General features: G+C 58.3%; 12 protein-coding genes. 7 read left to right on the top strand and 5 right to left on the bottom strand.

Going from position 1 to position 16,238, the window contains the following annotated elements:
* Positions 1-4: 4 nt before the first annotated feature.
* Both CKW23_RS20175 and CKW23_RS20170 read right to left on the bottom strand, forming a co-directional pair.
* Entirely contained in the window at positions 5-1,477 is a 1,473-nt protein-coding gene (locus tag CKW23_RS20175) for an inorganic phosphate transporter (RefSeq protein ID WP_025261634.1), read from the bottom strand.
* Positions 1,478-1,687: 210 nt separating this feature from the next.
* Positions 1,688-1,885: a hypothetical protein gene (locus CKW23_RS20170; protein ID WP_025261633.1), complete on the bottom strand. Its 198-nt coding sequence runs from the start codon at positions 1,883-1,885 to the stop codon at positions 1,688-1,690.
* Positions 1,886-2,681: 796 nt separating this feature from the next.
* Here CKW23_RS20170 and pcaR point away from each other — a divergent pair.
* The 5 genes from pcaR to CKW23_RS20145 all read left to right on the top strand — a co-directional run bounded on the left by pcaR (position 2,682) and on the right by CKW23_RS20145 (position 7,953).
* On the top strand, positions 2,682-3,524 hold the full coding sequence (gene pcaR, locus CKW23_RS20165) for a pca regulon transcriptional regulator PcaR (protein WP_025261632.1): 843 nt from the start codon (positions 2,682-2,684) through the stop codon (positions 3,522-3,524).
* Between the two features lie 151 nt (positions 3,525-3,675).
* Positions 3,676-4,533 carry a CoA transferase subunit A gene (locus tag CKW23_RS20160; RefSeq protein ID WP_025261631.1) on the top strand — a complete coding sequence of 286 codons (858 nt, stop codon included), beginning with the start codon at positions 3,676-3,678 and terminating at the stop codon, positions 4,531-4,533.
* Positions 4,533-5,312, top strand: coding sequence for a CoA-transferase subunit beta (locus CKW23_RS20155; protein WP_025261630.1), 780 nt, complete (start codon positions 4,533-4,535; stop codon positions 5,310-5,312). Before CKW23_RS20160 ends, CKW23_RS20155 begins: the two co-directional genes overlap by 1 nt.
* Entirely contained in the window at positions 5,309-6,520 is a 1,212-nt protein-coding gene (gene pcaF, locus CKW23_RS20150; RefSeq protein ID WP_176767535.1) for a 3-oxoadipyl-CoA thiolase, read from the top strand. Before CKW23_RS20155 ends, pcaF begins: the two co-directional genes overlap by 4 nt.
* Positions 6,521-6,648: 128 nt before the next feature.
* On the top strand, positions 6,649-7,953 hold the full coding sequence (locus CKW23_RS20145) for an MFS family transporter (protein WP_025261628.1): 1,305 nt from the start codon (positions 6,649-6,651) through the stop codon (positions 7,951-7,953).
* A 58-nt stretch (positions 7,954-8,011) separates the two neighbouring features.
* Here the strand turns inward: CKW23_RS20145 and CKW23_RS20140 are convergent, their stop codons facing one another.
* From CKW23_RS20140 to CKW23_RS20130, 3 genes are read right to left on the bottom strand one after another with little or no spacing between them, the layout of a single operon-like run.
* Positions 8,012-9,472: an AdeC/AdeK/OprM family multidrug efflux complex outer membrane factor gene (locus CKW23_RS20140; protein ID WP_025261627.1), complete on the bottom strand. Its 1,461-nt coding sequence runs from the start codon at positions 9,470-9,472 to the stop codon at positions 8,012-8,014.
* Complete coding sequence (locus CKW23_RS20135) at positions 9,469-12,603, bottom strand: efflux RND transporter permease subunit (protein ID WP_025261626.1); 3,135 nt, start codon at positions 12,601-12,603, stop codon at positions 9,469-9,471. The genes CKW23_RS20140 and CKW23_RS20135 overlap by 4 nt, the downstream gene beginning before the upstream one ends.
* A 3-nt stretch (positions 12,604-12,606) precedes the next feature.
* Positions 12,607-13,767: an efflux RND transporter periplasmic adaptor subunit gene (locus tag CKW23_RS20130; protein ID WP_025261625.1), complete on the bottom strand. Its 1,161-nt coding sequence runs from the start codon at positions 13,765-13,767 to the stop codon at positions 12,607-12,609.
* Between the two features lie 236 nt (positions 13,768-14,003).
* Here CKW23_RS20130 and CKW23_RS20125 point away from each other — a divergent pair, with 236 nt between their 5' ends.
* A complete protein-coding gene (locus CKW23_RS20125) occupies positions 14,004-14,636 on the top strand; it encodes a TetR family transcriptional regulator (protein WP_025261624.1) in 633 nt (210 codons plus the stop codon).
* A 469-nt stretch (positions 14,637-15,105) separates the two neighbouring features.
* On the top strand, positions 15,106-16,236 hold the full coding sequence (locus CKW23_RS20120) for a DUF3396 domain-containing protein (protein ID WP_025261623.1): 1,131 nt from the start codon (positions 15,106-15,108) through the stop codon (positions 16,234-16,236).
* Positions 16,237-16,238: the final 2 nt, after the last annotated feature.

Below are 16,238 nucleotides of genomic sequence, written 5' to 3'. Positions count from 1 at the left end.
TGTATCAGGCCAGCGCCTTGGACGCGAGCCAGAACAGGCAAGCCGACAGTGCGACAGTGGCTGGAAGGGTCAGGACCCAGGCCAGCAGAATCGTACGTACGGTGCCGCCTTGCAGGCCGCTGCGGTTGGCGACCATGGTTCCGGCAACACCCGACGACAGAATGTGGGTGGTCGAAACAGGCAGGCTGAAGATGTTGGCCATACCGATGGCGCAGGCCGTGGTGATCTGCGCAGACATGCCTTGAGCGTAAGTCATGCCCTGCTTGCCGATCTTCTCGCCAATGGTCAGTACCACACGTTTCCAGCCGACCATGGTGCCGATACCCAGCGCCAGTGCAACGGCCAGGATTACCCAGAACGGTGCGTATTCGGTCGTACCGGTCAGGTCCTTGCGCAGTTTTTCCAGGTCGGATTTTTCACGGGCGCCCAGGTGCGGCAGCTTGCCGACCTTGCGTGCAGTGTCATCCAGGCACAGCAGGTAACGGCGCACTTCGATGCGTTGTTCCGCAGACAGCGAGTGGTAATCGGCAACGCCCTTCAGGGTGTCGAGCAGTGCGTCGATCGTCGGCTCGGTCTGCTCCGGATTACAGGCGGAGCTGGACGGCAGATCACCCTTGAAGGATTTGCCCATGGCCAGGTATTCGCCCAGCGTGCTGCTGTTGCGCTGATAGAACTGGCTCAGGTGCAGGGTTGCATCACGGGTACGTTCGATCTGGTAGGTCGTGCTGTTGAGGTCCAGAACGAACTGGCTTGGCACGATACCGATCAGCACCAGCATGATCAGGCCGATGCCTTTCTGGCCATCGTTGGAGCCGTGTACAAAGCTCACGGCCATGGCCGAGATGACCAGCACCAGACGGTTCCAGAAGGGCGGGTGCTTCTTGTCGTCGATCTTGCGGCGCTGTTCAGGCGTCTTGTGCATCTTGGACAGTGGGCGCCACCATTTCAGAGCGATGAGCACCAGGCCTGCAATCAGGAAGCCGGCCAGTGGCGAGAACACCAGCGATGCGCCGATATCCATTGCTTTCTGCCAGTTGACGCCATCGCTCAACGGGATGTCGTTGATCAGAGCGTTGGCCAGGCCCACACCCAGGATCGAGCCGATCAGCGTGTGGGAACTCGATGCCGGAATACCGAAGTACCACGTACCCAGGTTCCAGGCGATCGCCGCGGCCAGCAGCGAGAACACCATCGCCAGCCCGTGTCCGGTATTGACGTTGATCAGCATTTCCACCGGAAGCAGGTGGACGATGGCATAGGCCACGCCGACACCGCCCAGCAGGACGCCGAGGAAGTTGAAGACACCCGAGAAGAACACGGCCAGATGAGGCGGCATTGCCTTGGTGTAAATGACTGTCGCCACCGCGTTGGCGGTGTCATGAAAGCCGTTGATGAACTCGAACGTTAGGACGAATGCCAGGGCGAGCAACAGGCTCACTAACACCCAAGCATCTAGCCCGCTGAATAAATCGATCATGTAGGTTTTCTGACCCGGTCTGAAGGGGGCGCGATTATGACAGAAAAAATACGGATCGACTTGCCAGCCGCTGATTGGTATCGCTTAAAGTCAAAAAAAAGGCATGACGGGAGTGCCCGGTTGATCGCTCAAATGGGACGGTGACGCCTTTGCTGCCAGCATTCTCAAGGCCTGCACGAACGGTTGAAGCCGTTCAGACCCTGGGGTTTGTCATGTTTCTTCTTTCAGGCCTTTTTCCATTTTCTGCAGCTCTTCTTTGAAAGCCTGATCCAGCAGACTGGCTCTTTTACGCCAGGGCTTGCGTTCCGGTTCGGGCTGCGCGGCGTAGGTGGTGACTTCCCCGCCGTAGACATCCTTGTAACGTTGCTCCTGGCGCTCAAGTTCCGCGCGCAGTTCATCTTTAGTCACTGAGTTACCTGATCTAAGTCAATTGAGTCTGGTGATAACGCTGAGCACGCAAAAGTGTTCGCTCGTGTGAGCTGACCGGCGAAATACATTCGTGGCTGTCTGGCCACGCAGGGCTTCCGGCTTTTTTCACAAGGCCTTTGACACGTTGCTGCTCGCGGCTACGGGCACCAGAAAAAACAGCTGTCGTAGCGACATTCGTTTTTTGGGTTAAGCACTAGGGCTGACATTGACTGGTCCTTGCGCCGAAAAACTAACTGCATGTTGCGCAGGAGGGCAAGGTATCGCCAATCAAGTGATCGATACTATCTCCAAGAAGTACAGTCTCGTCAACTATAGGCGTTGTCCGGTTGCCGGGAGATTTCATGAATAATGTTTTTTTTGTGAGACTCTTCCGAAGTTTTGGTGAGTAATGAATATGACAGAACTTTCATCATCGAAAGTCCGGCATCCATAGACAGAATACTGACGACAAAATTCAAATGAAATTCGGCAGGGCGATTAATCGGCAATCATCGGAGGGTGCGTCAGAATGTCGCAGTTGTGATTGCCCTAATGAAAACGGCCTTGCTTCGTGGGCAAGGCCGCTGCCATGGACTTCTTAGTGGGTACCTGACCAGGATTTTCCAAGAAGCCACTTCATGGCAGAGGTAAAGGTATAAGTATATTTGCGATGGGTCAATTGCGATTATCGGCCATTGGTTCGATAATCGCACAGGCCGGGTTTCTCAAAACGTCCTGAAAAAGGGCTGAAGCCAGCGGTTTACAAGGCCTGAGAGCTGTTACAGAGGTGTTGGCAATGAATGATGAACTGCGTAATTCTTTTGCATCGCTGGCACCGCCCATCGTGGCTTCGCCTGCAAAGCGTATCCAGGCGCTGACAGGCGACCCCGATTTCATGACCTCGCTGGCGCGTGGCCTGGCCGTGATTCATGCCTTCCAGGAGCGCAAGCGACATCTGACCATTGCCCAGATCAGCCACCGCACGGAAATTCCCCGGGCGGCCGTTCGTCGTTGCCTGCATACCCTGATCAAACTGGGTTACGCGACGACGGACGGTCGAACCTATTCGTTATTACCCAAGGTTCTTACCCTGGGGCACGCTTATCTGTCTTCGACGCCGCTGGCGGTTTCTTCGCAGCCTTATCTGGACCGCATGAGCGATATGTTGCACGAGGCCTGCAACATGGCGACCCTCGAAGGCGACGACATTCTTTATATCGCCCGCTCGGCGACTACTCAGCGGCTTATCTCCGTCGACCTTTCGGTCGGTGGTCGGCTGCCGGCCTATTGCACATCCATGGGGCGTATCCTGCTGGCGGCGCTGGACGATGTGTCGCTGCGTGAATATCTGGATCATGTGGATTTGCAGCCCAAGACCAGCCGCACCATCCGTACCACCGAAGCGCTGCTGGAATGCTTGCAACTGGTTCGTCAGCAAGGCTGGTGCATCGTCGACCAGGAACTGGAGCAGGGGCTGCGCTCGATTGCCGTGCCTGTCTATGACGCATCGGGTCAGGTATTGGCCGCGCTGAATGTCAGTACCAGTGCCGGGCGCGTGGCCCGCAGTGAACTGGAGCAGCGATTCCTGCCGATCATGCTCGATGCGAGTCGGGATCTGAGCACACAGTTGTTTACCTGATGAGCGGAACAGCCACTTTTTAATGCGTTCGATTATCGAACGCTTAGTCGATTATCGGATTGTTTGCGCTCGTGCTCAGGCATAACCTCATTTTCATTGCGGCGCTCTTCGCGCCGGTCATTGAACGTGATGTTGGGTTCGGGAGCACCTCATGGCTGAAATTCTTTCTCTACGCGATGCAGTGAAGCAACTGGTCAACGATGGCGATACCGTCGCACTTGAAGGCTTCACGCATTTGATCCCCACGGCAGCAGGCCATGAAATCATTCGTCAGGGCAAAAAGGACCTGACGCTGGTGCGCATGACGCCGGATCTGATCTACGACCAATTGATCGGTGCCGGTTGTGCGAAACGGCTGGTTTTTTCGTGGGGCGGCAATCCGGGTGTGGGCTCTCTGCATCGCTTGCGGGACGCCGTCGAAAAGCAGTGGCCCCATTCCATTGAAATCGAAGAGCACAGCCATGCCGACCTGGCCAACGCCTATGTAGCCGGTGCCTCGGGTTTGCCGTTCGCGGTGCTGCGCGCGTATGCCGGCTCCGACCTGCCCAAGGTCAACCCGCTGATCAAGACCGTAACCTGCCCGTTTACCGGTGAAGTGCTGGCTGCCGTGCCCTCGGTGCGCCCGGATGTCACGGTTATTCATGCCCAGAAAGCCGACCGCAAGGGCAATGTGCTGCTGTGGGGGATTCTCGGGGCACAAAAAGAAGCGGCACTGGCTGCCAAACGCTGCATCGTGACGGTTGAGGAAGTCGTCGACGATCTCAAGGCACCGATGAACGCCTGCGTCTTGCCGACCTGGGCCTTGAGCGCGGTCTGTCTGGTGCCCGGCGGCGCGCATCCGTCCTACGCCCATGGCTACTACGAGCGGGACAATCCTTTCTACCAGGCCTGGGACCCGATTGCCCGGGACCGCGAAACCTTCAGCGCGTGGATTGCTGAATACATTCATGGAACAGCGGATTTCAGTGAGTTCCAGAGCAAGTTGGCCAGCGCTGCGGAGGCAAAATAATGACTTACACCACCAGTGAAATGATGACCATCGCCGCCGCTCGTCGCTTGCGCAATGGTGCGGTCTGCTTCGTCGGCATCGGCCTGCCTTCCAAGGCGGCGAACCTGGCGCGCCTGACCTCTTCGCCGGATGTGGTTCTGATCTACGAATCGGGTCCGATTGGTGCCAAACCCACGGTACTGCCGCTGTCCATTGGTGACGGTGAGCTGGCTGAAACTGCCGACACCGTGGTAGCGACCAGCGAAATATTCCGCTACTGGCTGCAAGGCGGACGTGTGGATGTAGGCTTTCTGGGCGCAGCCCAGGTCGACCGTTTCGGCAATATCAACACCACGGTGGTGGGCGATTACCACAACCCGAAAGTCCGTTTGCCGGGTGCCGGTGGCGCACCGGAAATTGCCGGTTCTGCCAAGTCGGTGCTGATCATCCTCAAGCAGTCGGCCCGTTCGTTCGTCAACAAACTCGACTTCGTGACTTCGGTCGGGCATGGCGAAGGCGGCGACTCGCGCAAGCGTCTCGGCCTGCCCGGCGCCGGGCCTGTGGGGATCATCACGGACTTGTGCATCATGGAGCCGGAAGCCGGCACCAACGAATTCGTGGTGACTACGCTGCATCCGGGTGTTACTCGCGAGCAGGTCATCGCGGCCACCGGCTGGGAAATCCGCTTTGCCGAGCAGGTCGTTTATTCCGAAGAGCCCACTGATGTGGAACTCAACGCCCTGCGTGAGCTGGAAGCACGGACTGCGGCGGCTCATGGCCAGGTTGCAGGAGAAGCATGATGCGTGACGTCTTTATCTGCGATGCAATCCGTACCCCCATCGGGCGTTTTGGCGGCGGCCTGTCTTCGGTACGAGCCGACGACCTGGCGGCGGTGCCGATCAAGGCCCTGATGGAGCGCAATCCGTCGGTCAACTGGGACGAAGTGGACGAAGTATTCCTCGGCTGCGCCAACCAGGCCGGAGAGGACAACCGCAACGTTGCTCGCATGGCTGCTCTGCTGGCCGGCCTGCCGCCGAGCATTCCCGGCGTAACCCTCAATCGCCTGTGTGCTTCGGGCATGGACGCTATCGGCACTGCTTTCCGGGCCATTGCTGCGGGCGAAATGGAGCTGGCGATTGCCGGTGGTGTCGAGTCGATGTCCCGTGCGCCGTTTGTCATGGGCAAGGCCGATGCCGCTTTCTCGCGCAGCATGAAGCTGGAAGACACCACCATCGGCTGGCGATTCGTCAACCCGGCCATGAAGGCGGCGTACGGCGTCGACTCCATGCCTGAAACCGCCGACAACGTGGCGGATGACTTCAGGATTTCTCGAGCCGATCAGGACGCTTTCGCCCTGCGCAGCCAGCAGCGCACTGCTGCTGCCCAGGCTGCGGGCTTTTTCGAGGAAGAGATCGTGCCGGTGCGGGTCGCTCACAAGAAGGGTGAAACCGTTGTCGACAAGGATGAGCACCCACGTGCCGATACCAGCCTGGAAACCCTGGGCAGGCTCAAGCCGGTCAATGGCCCTGAAAAGACTGTTACTGCTGGCAATGCGTCGGGGGTCAATGACGGCGCGGCAGCTTTGATCCTGGCTTCGGCAGAAGCGGTCAAGAAGCATGGCCTGACCCCTCGGGCACGGATTCTGGGAATGGCCAGCGCCGGTGTTGCACCGCGAGTGATGGGCATTGGCCCGGTCCCGGCAGTGCGCAAACTGGTCGAGCGGCTGGGGTTGGCGGTGTCCGATTTCGATGTCATCGAACTCAACGAAGCCTTCGCCAGCCAGGGGCTTGCTGTATTGCGTGAGCTGGGGCTCGCCGACGATGCGCCTCAGGTCAACCCGAATGGCGGCGCGATTGCCTTGGGGCACCCACTGGGCATGAGCGGCGCACGGCTGGTGTTGACGGCCTTGCACCACCTGGAAAAGACTGGCGGCCGCAAAGGTCTGGCGACCATGTGCGTGGGCGTCGGGCAGGGATTGGCATTGGCAATCGAAGTACAACCCGCGTAGGAGCGAATTCATTCGCGAGAAGCCGGTGCACTCAACAGAAGTGTGTGGTTTGCAATGCCGGAGCGGTTGTACTTGTCGGGCTTGAGTGTTACAGATTGTTTCTAGATCGCCTGACCAGGATGGGAACAATGACAACGACAAATACAACTCACACCCCTTACACCGGCGAAGAGCGCAGCAAGCGCATCTTCGCCATCGTGGGCGCCTCTTCCGGCAATCTCGTCGAGTGGTTCGACTTCTATATCTACGCCTTCTGCGCCATTTATTTCGCTCCGGCGTTTTTTCCTTCCGATGATCCGACAGTCCAGTTGCTCAATACCGCCGGGGTGTTCGCGGCCGGGTTCTTGATGCGTCCGATTGGCGGTTGGCTGTTCGGACGTGTGGCCGACAAGCATGGCCGCAAGAACTCCATGCTGATTTCGGTGACCATGATGTGTGCCGGTTCGCTGATCATTGCCTGCTTGCCGACCTATGCGTCGATTGGCGCCTGGGCTCCGGCTCTGTTGCTGATGGCGCGTCTGCTGCAAGGGTTGTCGGTGGGCGGTGAGTACGGCACCACGGCCACTTACATGAGCGAAGTCGCTTTGCGTGGCAAGCGTGGTTTCTATGCATCCTTCCAGTACGTGACCCTGATTGGCGGGCAGTTACTGGCGGTGCTGACGGTGGTGATTCTGCAGCAATTTCTCACCACTGAAGAGCTGCGCGATTACGGCTGGCGTATCCCGTTCGTGATCGGTGCCTGTGCCGCAGTGATTGCCTTGCTGCTGCGCCGCACCCTCGATGAAACCACCACGGCCGAAAGTCGCCAGGACAAGGACGCCGGCAGCATTGCGGCGTTGTTCAAGCATCACAAGGCGGCATTCATTACGGTACTGGGATACACCGCCGGTGGCTCGCTGATTTTCTACACCTTCACCACTTACATGCAGAAGTATCTGGTCAACACGGGCGGCATGGAGCCCAAGACCGCCAGTTACATCATGACCGGTGCGTTGTTTCTGTACATGTGCATGCAGCCGTTCTTCGGCATGCTGGCTGACAAGATCGGGCGGCGTAACTCGATGCTGTGGTTCGGCGCGCTGGGCGCCTTGTGCACCGTGCCGATCCTGATGACCCTCAAGAGCAACACCAGTCCGTTCTTTGCTTTTGTGCTGATTACCCTGGCGCTGGCGGTTGTCAGTTTCTACACCTCCATCAGTGGCTTGGTAAAAGCCGAGATGTTCCCGCCACAGGTGCGGGCGCTGGGTGTCGGTCTGGCTTATGCGGTCGCCAACGCTGTGTTTGGCGGTTCGGCTGAGTACGTTGCCCTGAGCCTGAAGAGCAACGGCATGGAAAACACCTTCTATTGGTACGTGACCGCCATGATGGTGGTGGCTTTCCTGTTCAGCCTGCGCTTGCCGAAGCAGCCTGCGTATCTGCATCACGATCACTGATCGCGTTTTCCGGGCATAAAAAAACCACCTGTTACGGTGGTTTTTTTGTGAAGGCCGATCAGAACAGCTGGACTGACGGTTTCTCTTTGGCAATCGGTTGCGCACTGCTGGTCTGCTCGTACCAGCCGCCACCGAGGGCCTTGTACAGGTTGACCTCGCTGGTGAGCTGGGACAGGCGATCAGTGATCAGCGTCTGTTGCGCGCTGAACAGCGAGCGCTGTGCGTCGAGGAACGTCAGGTTGCTGTCGATACCGATGCGATAGCGACGCTCGGCAAGACGGTAGTAGTCCTGGTTGGCCGTGACGAAATCACGCTGCGCCTGGAGCTGCTCGTTATAGGTCTTGCGCGAGGCCAGGCCATCGGAGACTTCCTGGAATGCGGTCTGAATCGCCTTCTCATAGTTGGCGACGTTGATTTCCTTCTGGATCTTGGAGTAATCCAGGCTGGCACGCAGGTTACCGGCGTTGAAGATCGGCAGGTTGATGCTTGGCTGGAACAGCCAGGTCCCCGAACCGCCCTTGAACAGTCCCGACAGGTCGGGGCTGGCCGTACCGGCATTGGCCGTCAGCGTGATGCTCGGGAAGAACGCTGCACGTGCTGCTCCGATGTTGGCATTGGCTGCCATCAGGTTATGTTCGGCCTGCAGGATATCCGGGCGGCGTTGCAGCAGGTCGGACGGCAGACCAACCGGCATTTCGGTCAGCAGGTCGGCAGACAGCGGCTGCGCTTCTGGAAGGTTGTCAGGCAGGGCAGAGCCCAGCAGCATGGTCAGGTTGTTCTGATCCTGCGCGACCAGTCGTTGGTACTGGGCCAGTCTGGCACGGGCACTTTCAACCGAGGTACGCGACTGGCTCAGGTCCAGAGCCGAAGCGACACCCACTTCATTGCTGCGCGAAGTCAGGCGATAGCTTTCCTCGTAGGTCTTGAGGGTTTCCTGCGTCAGCTTGAGCAGTTCCTTGTCGGCCTGCCAGGTCAGGTAAGCGTTGGCGACGTTGGCCACCAGACTGATCTGGGTGCTGCGGCGTGCTTCTTCACTGGCGAAGTAGGTCTGCAAGGCCTGATCGCTGAGGCTGCGCACACGACCGAACAGGTCCAGCTCATAGGAGCTGATACCCAGGTTTGCCGAGTAGGAGCTGGTGATGCCGGCCTCGCCACTGGTGGACATGTCGGCTGGCACGCGCTGGCGTGAGCCCGTGGCATTGGCCGAGACGGCCGGGAACAGGTCGGAACGCTGGATGCGGTATTGCGCGCGGTAAGCGTCGATGTTCAGGGCCGCGACCCGCAGGTCACGGTTGTTGACCAGTGCCGTCTGGATCAGCTGTTGCAGTGCCGGGTCACGGAAGAACTGACGCCAGCCTTGCTCGGCGGCCGCTCTTTCGGCGTTTTCGGCCGGCAGGTAGGCAGGACCTTGCGGGTACTGTGCTGCAACCGGTGATTCCGGCTGCTTGTACTCGGGAATCAGGGAGCAGCCGCTGAGAATGAACGCGGTAACTGCCAGAGAAATCAGGGACTTGCTCATTGGCCAGCCTCATCGTGAGAGATAGGTTTCTGCTTGCTCTTGAAGAGCGCCGATATCGATACGAAAAACAGTGGCACCCAAAAGATGGCCAGTACGACGGCGGTGATCATACCGCCAATGACGCCTGTACCAATCGAGTGTTGGCTGCCCGAGCCTGCGCCCGTGGAGATTGTCAGTGGGACAACACCCAGGATGAAGGCCATGGAGGTCATGATGATCGGACGCAGGCGCATCCGGCAAGCCTCAATTGCAGCGTCAGTCAGGGTTTTCCCCTGCTCGTGGAGTTCCTTGGCGAACTCCACGATGAGGATGGCGTTTTTCGCAGCCAGACCGACTGTCACCAGCAACCCTACCTGGAAGAACACGTCGTTCGACAGGCCGCGCATGCTGGTTGCGATCAACGCACCGATGACGCCTAGTGGAACTACCAGCATGACCGCGATCGGAATCGACCAGCTTTCATACAGCGCTGCCAGACAGAGGAAGACCACCAGCAGGGAAAGTGCATACAGCGCAGGTGCCTGCGACCCGGACAGACGCTCCTCATAGGACAGACCTGTCCAGGAGATGCCGATGCCAGGTGGCAGTTTCTTGGCCAGTGCTTCTACTTCGGCCATGGCCTCGCCGGTACTGTAGCCCGGAGCCGGTGTACCGAGAATTTCCTCCGCTGCCACGCCGTTGTAGCGTGACAGTTTAGGCGAGCCGTAGACCCACTTGCCGCTGGCGAATGCCGAGAACGGCACCATCTCGCCCGCGCTGTTGCGCACGTACCATTTGTTCAGGTCTTCCGGGGTCATCCGGGCGCCAGAGTCGCCTTGCAGGTACACCTTCTTCACACGACCACGGTCGATGAAGTCGTTGACGTAGCGACCACCCAGGGCAATCGACAGAGTGTTGTTGATGTCCGACAGCGTTATCCCAAGGGCGCTGGCCCGTTCGTCATCAATGATCAACTGGTACTGCGGCTCATCGTTCAGACCGTTGGGACGTACGCCTGCCAGAACCTTGCTCTGGGACGCCATGCCCAGGAACTGGTTACGTGCTTCCATGAGTTTTTCATGGCCCACACCACCCTGGTCTTGCAGGTAAACGTCGAAACCGGTGGCGTTACCCAGTTCCAGAACCGATGGAGGGACTACGGCGAACACCATGGCATCGCGGAAGCTGAAGAAGTGTGCCTGGGCACGCTTGGCCAGCTCGAAAACGCTGTTTTCAGCCGAACGTTCATCCCATGGCTTGAGCATCACGAACGCAATCGCAGAGCTCTGGCCGCGACCGGCGAAGTTGAAGCCGTTGACCGAGAACACCGATTTGACGGCGCCGCTTTCCTTGGTCAGCAGGTAATCGCGCATATTGTCGATGACTTGCTGTGTACGCTCCGACGACGAACCGGCCGGCGTCTGGATCTGGGCGAAGAGTACGCCCTGATCTTCTTCTGGCAGGAACGCAGCCGGAATACGGGTGAACATCCAGATCATGCCAACGCAGATCAGGACATAGCCCAGGTACGCCGGGAATTTATGCTTGAGCATATTGCCCACGCCGCGCTCGTAGCTTTCTACGCTGCGGTCGAAGGTGCGGTTGAACCAGCCGAAGAACCCGCGCTTGGGTTGGCCATGCTTCTCGTGATCGATGGGCTTGAGCATCGTGGCGCAAAGGGCAGGGGTGAAGATCAGGGCCACCACCACCGAAAGCGCCATCGCCGATACGATGGTGATCGAGAACTGTTTGTAGATCACCCCGGTTGAACCACCGAAGAACGCCATTGGCAACAGAACCGCCGACAGAACCAGTGCGATACCCACCAATGCACCCTGGATCTGCTCCATGGACTTGATGGTTGCCTGCCTGGGGGACAGTTTCTCTTCTGCCATGACCCGTTCGACGTTTTCCACCACGACAATGGCGTCGTCCACCAACAAGCCGATGGCCAGGATCATACCGAACATGGTCAGGGTGTTGATGGTGAAACCGAAGGCCGCGAGGATGCCGAAGGTACCCAGCAAGACTACGGGCACGGTCAGTGTGGTGATGACCGTGGCACGGAAGTTCTGCAGGAACAGGTACATCACCAGGAACACCAGGACAATCGCTTCGCCCAGAGTATGAACAACCCCGGAAATCGACTCGCTGACCACTGGGGTGGTGTCATACGGGTAGACGACTTTCATGCCTGGCGGAAAGAACGGCTCAAGCGATGAAACGGTTTTGCGGATGGCCTTGGCAGTGTCCAGGGCGTTGGCGCCGGGTGCCAGCTTGATCGCCAGGCCGGAAGCGGGTTTGCCGTCGAACTGGGAGTCGACGCTGTAGTTTTCTGCACCCAGGCCCACGGTGGCGACATCCTTGACGCGCACTTGAGAACCATCGGCGTTGACCTTCAGCAAAATATTGCCGAACTGCTCTGCGGTCTGCAGACGGGTCTTGCCGATGATGGTTGCGTTAAGTTGCTGGCCGCTGATGGCGGGCAGGCCACCCAGTTGACCGGAAGACACCTGGACGTTCTGGGCAGTGATAGCGTTGCTGACATCGACCGGGGTCAACTGGAAGTTGTTCAGCTTGGCCGGGTCAAGCCAGATACGCATGGAGTACTGGGCACCGAAGACCTGGAAGTCACCCACGCCGGATGTCCGGGAAATCGGGTCCTGCATGTTCGACACGATGTAGTTGGCCAGGTCTTCCTTGCCCATGCTGCCATCTTCGGACACCAGGCCGATAACCATCAGGAAGTTTCTCACTGCCTTGGTTACACGGATGCCTTGTTGCTGTACTTCCTGAGGCAGCAACGGTGTGGCCAGGTTCAGCTTGTTCTGCACCTGAACCTGCGCCGTATCCGGGTTGGTACCCTGATTGAAGGTCGCAGTGATGGTCATGCTGCCGTCGGAGTTACTTTCCGAACTGACATAGCGCAGGTTGTCGATACCGTTGAGCTGCTGCTCGATGACCTGCACCACAGTGTCCTGCACGGTCTGTGCAGAAGCGCCCGGGTAGGTCACCTGAATCGCGATGGCTGGCGGTGCGATGCTTGGGTACTGGTTGATCGGCAGGCTGAGGATCGACAGGGAGCCGATCAGCATGATCACCAGGGCGATTACCCAGGCGAAAATCGGGCGATCGATAAAAAATTTCGACATGGGTTACTCCCCTTTGCTGCCTGCGGCTTTTTCAGTGGCCGGGGCAGGCGCCGGGTTAGCTCCTTTGACGTTGGTTGCTTCTGCGACTTTCACTTCCGCGCCCGGTTTTACGTACTGCAGGCCTTCGGTGATGACACGATCACCGGCGTTCAGGCCTTCTTCGATCAGCCACTCGCTACCTACGGTGCGGTTGGCAACCAGGGTACGCAGCTCGACCTTGTTGTCCTTGTTCACGATCAGGGCAGTCGGAGTGCCTTTCTGGTCGCGGGTCACACCCTGTTGTGGAGCGAGGATGGCCTGGGCACTGATACCTGCTTGCAACTGGGCGTGAACGAACATGCCTGGCAGCAGACGATGCTCGGGGTTCGGGAAGACAGCGCGCAGGGTCACGGAGCCTGTACCCTGATCAACCGAGACTTCCGAGAACTCCAGTTTGCCTTCCAGTGGGTAAGCGCTGGAGTCTTCCAGAGTCAGCTTGACCTTGGCGGCGTTGTCGCCTGCCTTCTGTAGTTTGCCGCTCTCGAGGTCGTTACGCAGTTTGAGCATGTTGGCCGAGGACTGCACCACGTCGACGTAGATCGGGTCGAGTTGCTGGATGGTAGCCATGGCTTCGGTCTGGGCACTGCTGACCAGCGCGCCTTCGGTCACTGCGGAGCGACCGATGCGGCCGGAGATCGGCGCCAGCACCTTGGTGTAGCGCAGGTTGATCTGGGCGGTCTGCAAGGCAGCCTGGGCTTCCTGGCTGGAAGCCACGGCCGTGTCGTATTCCTGACGGCTCACCGCTTGTTCGTTGACCAGTTGCTTGTAGCGATCCGCCAGGGATCTGGCCGACTGCAAGGTTGCCTGGGCGCTGGTCGCGGTCGCTTCATAGAGCGCAGGGTCGATCTGATACAGCTGCTGGCCGGCTTTGACATCGCCACCTTCAGTGAACAGGCGCTTGAGGATGATGCCGTTGACCTGTGGGCGCACTTCGGCCACACGGAAGGCGGTGGTCCGGCCAGGAAGCTCTGTGGTCAGTGCATAAGGCTGGGCTTTGAGGGTGACGACACCGACCTGAGGGATCTGAGCCGGCGGCGCCGCCTCTTCCTTCTTACTACAGCCACTGAGCAGTGTTGCCAGGGCGACGGCAGTGACCAGAACGGTAACAGCTGGCTTGAATTGCATGAAGATCCTCGGGGCAGGAGCCTGTTTACGCAAGGGAGTTGGAAATGTAAAAAAATATTTCGGCTAGATAAGTAGCATGCTAAGGAATATACTTACATTCACGGTTGTTTGTAAACATCTTCTTACCTGTCAGACGCCGGTGATTGCAAGCTCGGGACAAGGTCATACAAATGCCGCCCGGGCCCGTTTTCAGGTCTTGATAAACGACCCTGAAGAATTTTTTGAGGTTTATTGCCATGGTCCGCCGCACCAAAGAGGAAGCCCAGGTTACTCGCAGCCAGATTATGCAGGCTGCCGAACAAGCCTTCTACGAGCGGGGCGTTGCCCGTACGACGCTCGCCGATATCGCGACGCTTGCTGGCGTGACGCGCGGAGCTATCTATTGGCACTTCACCAACAAGGCTGAACTGGTGCAGGCGATGCTCGACAGCCTGAAAGAACCGCTTGAGGACATGGCCCAGGCCAGCGAGGATGAAAACGAAGTCGATCCTCTGGGCTGCATGAGAAAACTGTTGATTCGTTTGTTTCATGACATTGCAGTCGATCCGAAAACCCGGCGCATCAACGAAATCCTTTTCCATAAGTGCGAGTTCACGGATGAAATGTGTGATTTTCGGCGTCAGCGTCAAGCCAACACCCTCTTGTGTCATGAACGCATCCGCCTCGCGTTGAGCAATGCCGTTCGCCGTGGGCAATTGCCTGCTTCACTGGACGTTACACGCGCTGCGGTCAGCCTGTTTTCCTATATCAATGGCGTCATGTATCAATGGCTGCTGGTGCCCGAGAGCTTTTCGCTGTCCGGGAGTGCCGAGCAACTCGTCGACAGCTGCATGGATATGTTGCAGTACAGCCCTGCCTTGCGGGCCTGAGTGCGAGCCCGGCTGTGCGGCAGGTCAATATAGTCCTGACTTGCACGTACAGGCCAGTATCTAACGCGAGTTCTCCACGTTTTGGGTAGTGTGTTTACTTATCGTTTACCTTTGCGGTATCGGCACAGTCTCGCCAGCGCTATATAGATGCCTCGGGATGACAATCGTCTTGTAGGAGTCGAGTAGGACATTTCTCGAAGCATGTAGCTGATTTCCCAAACTGATTTCCGTGTATTGCTCCGCTCTCAAACTCCCTTCAATCTTCGTCCCTTAACAAACAAACGGGAGGGAGGTTGCATGTTTTTATTGAATCTTGCGCCCATATGCTCTGAAGTCGGCAGCAACTTCACCACTATCGAAATAGCCCGTTCTGGCTGTGGCAGGAGAGCAGCCGCTCGGGTCACGGCAGAGCCTTGCGTGTACGGCATGGACGCCACCCTGATCCGAAGGATCATCGGGAGGACCGGTCATGTCAGAAACCGTATCTGACCCTGTGAGGTTATTGGCCCGGCTTGGCGCTCAATCTGAACATCTGGCAGTGGATTGTTCCGAAGGCGTCCCGGTTGTCCGTCTTGGCCTGGTCACTACGCTGTATTTCAAGCAGGGTCATACCCAGGAAGCCAAGCGTCGCGTCGAGGCCTGTTTCTCGCGTTTCTACAACGCCTTCAAGCCGATGCTCAAATGGCAGCTCTACAACCGGATGCGGCGTCTTACGGCCTCGGGGTTTGCTTCTTGCAGGCGTCAGGTTCTGCAAAGCCCGCCGGATGTGCAGTTCGTATGGTCCATCGCCAGCGCTACCCAGGCCGAAGTCGCCACCTACAGCCTGTTTGTGATGAACACCTCGCAAGGGCAGGCCGACAATGACCGTTCCTGTCTGAAAATGGTTCTGCCCTGGTCATACCTGGCCGAGCCCGATGGCTTGAAGCGTTATGAGGACTGGATCAGATACCTGTGCAGTGAGGTCCAGGCCGATCACGGGTTTGGCAGTCTGGCCTGTGTGCTGCCAGGGGACGGCCATCATTACCTGCCGCTGGAGTATCAGTTTGCCCAGGAGTATCCCGGATTGATGGTCGATCCTGGCCCGCATATAGAAAGCCTGCGTCTGCTCGAGCACATCAAGGGCGTCGGTTGGTACACCGTATTGGGCGAGTCATTCGTCAAGCGGCTGAGCGGTAGCGATACGGTGCGTGGCCGATTGAGTGGCTGCAGCGATATCGTGTTCCATACCTACAGCAACGGCTTGATGATTCGTGCAGGCGCTGTGCCGCAGTTGGGCAGCCGTGGAGTGGCTCCCGATGTCTATCGGGAGGTCAACAAGGTCATCAAACCGATCCGCCTGCAGGACACCGGCTGCCTTCACCCTTATCTGGTTCCGGGCGTGGGGTTTACCAAGGAAACCACGGCGCAGTGGTACGCCCGTTTCGACGAGAAGCCTGTCCCGCCTGTCAATGCAGGCGATGCCTGTCCCAGATCCGGCTACTGGTTCAGCAATGCCAAGGTGCGTTCCCGACGCTTTTTCACTCAGGGTGAAATCATGCCTGCATTCGCCCATATCAAGGCCAGCCGAACCCAGTGGTTCTGGGCGCAGCAGGACGACTGAGC

The organism is Pseudomonas sp. Irchel 3A18 (genome assembly GCF_900187465.1).
GTDB classification, from domain to species: Bacteria; Pseudomonadota; Gammaproteobacteria; order Pseudomonadales; family Pseudomonadaceae; genus Aquipseudomonas; species Aquipseudomonas cichorii.
Note: the sequence above shows the minus strand (reverse complement) of the source record. Positions and strands in the feature narration are given on the sequence as shown.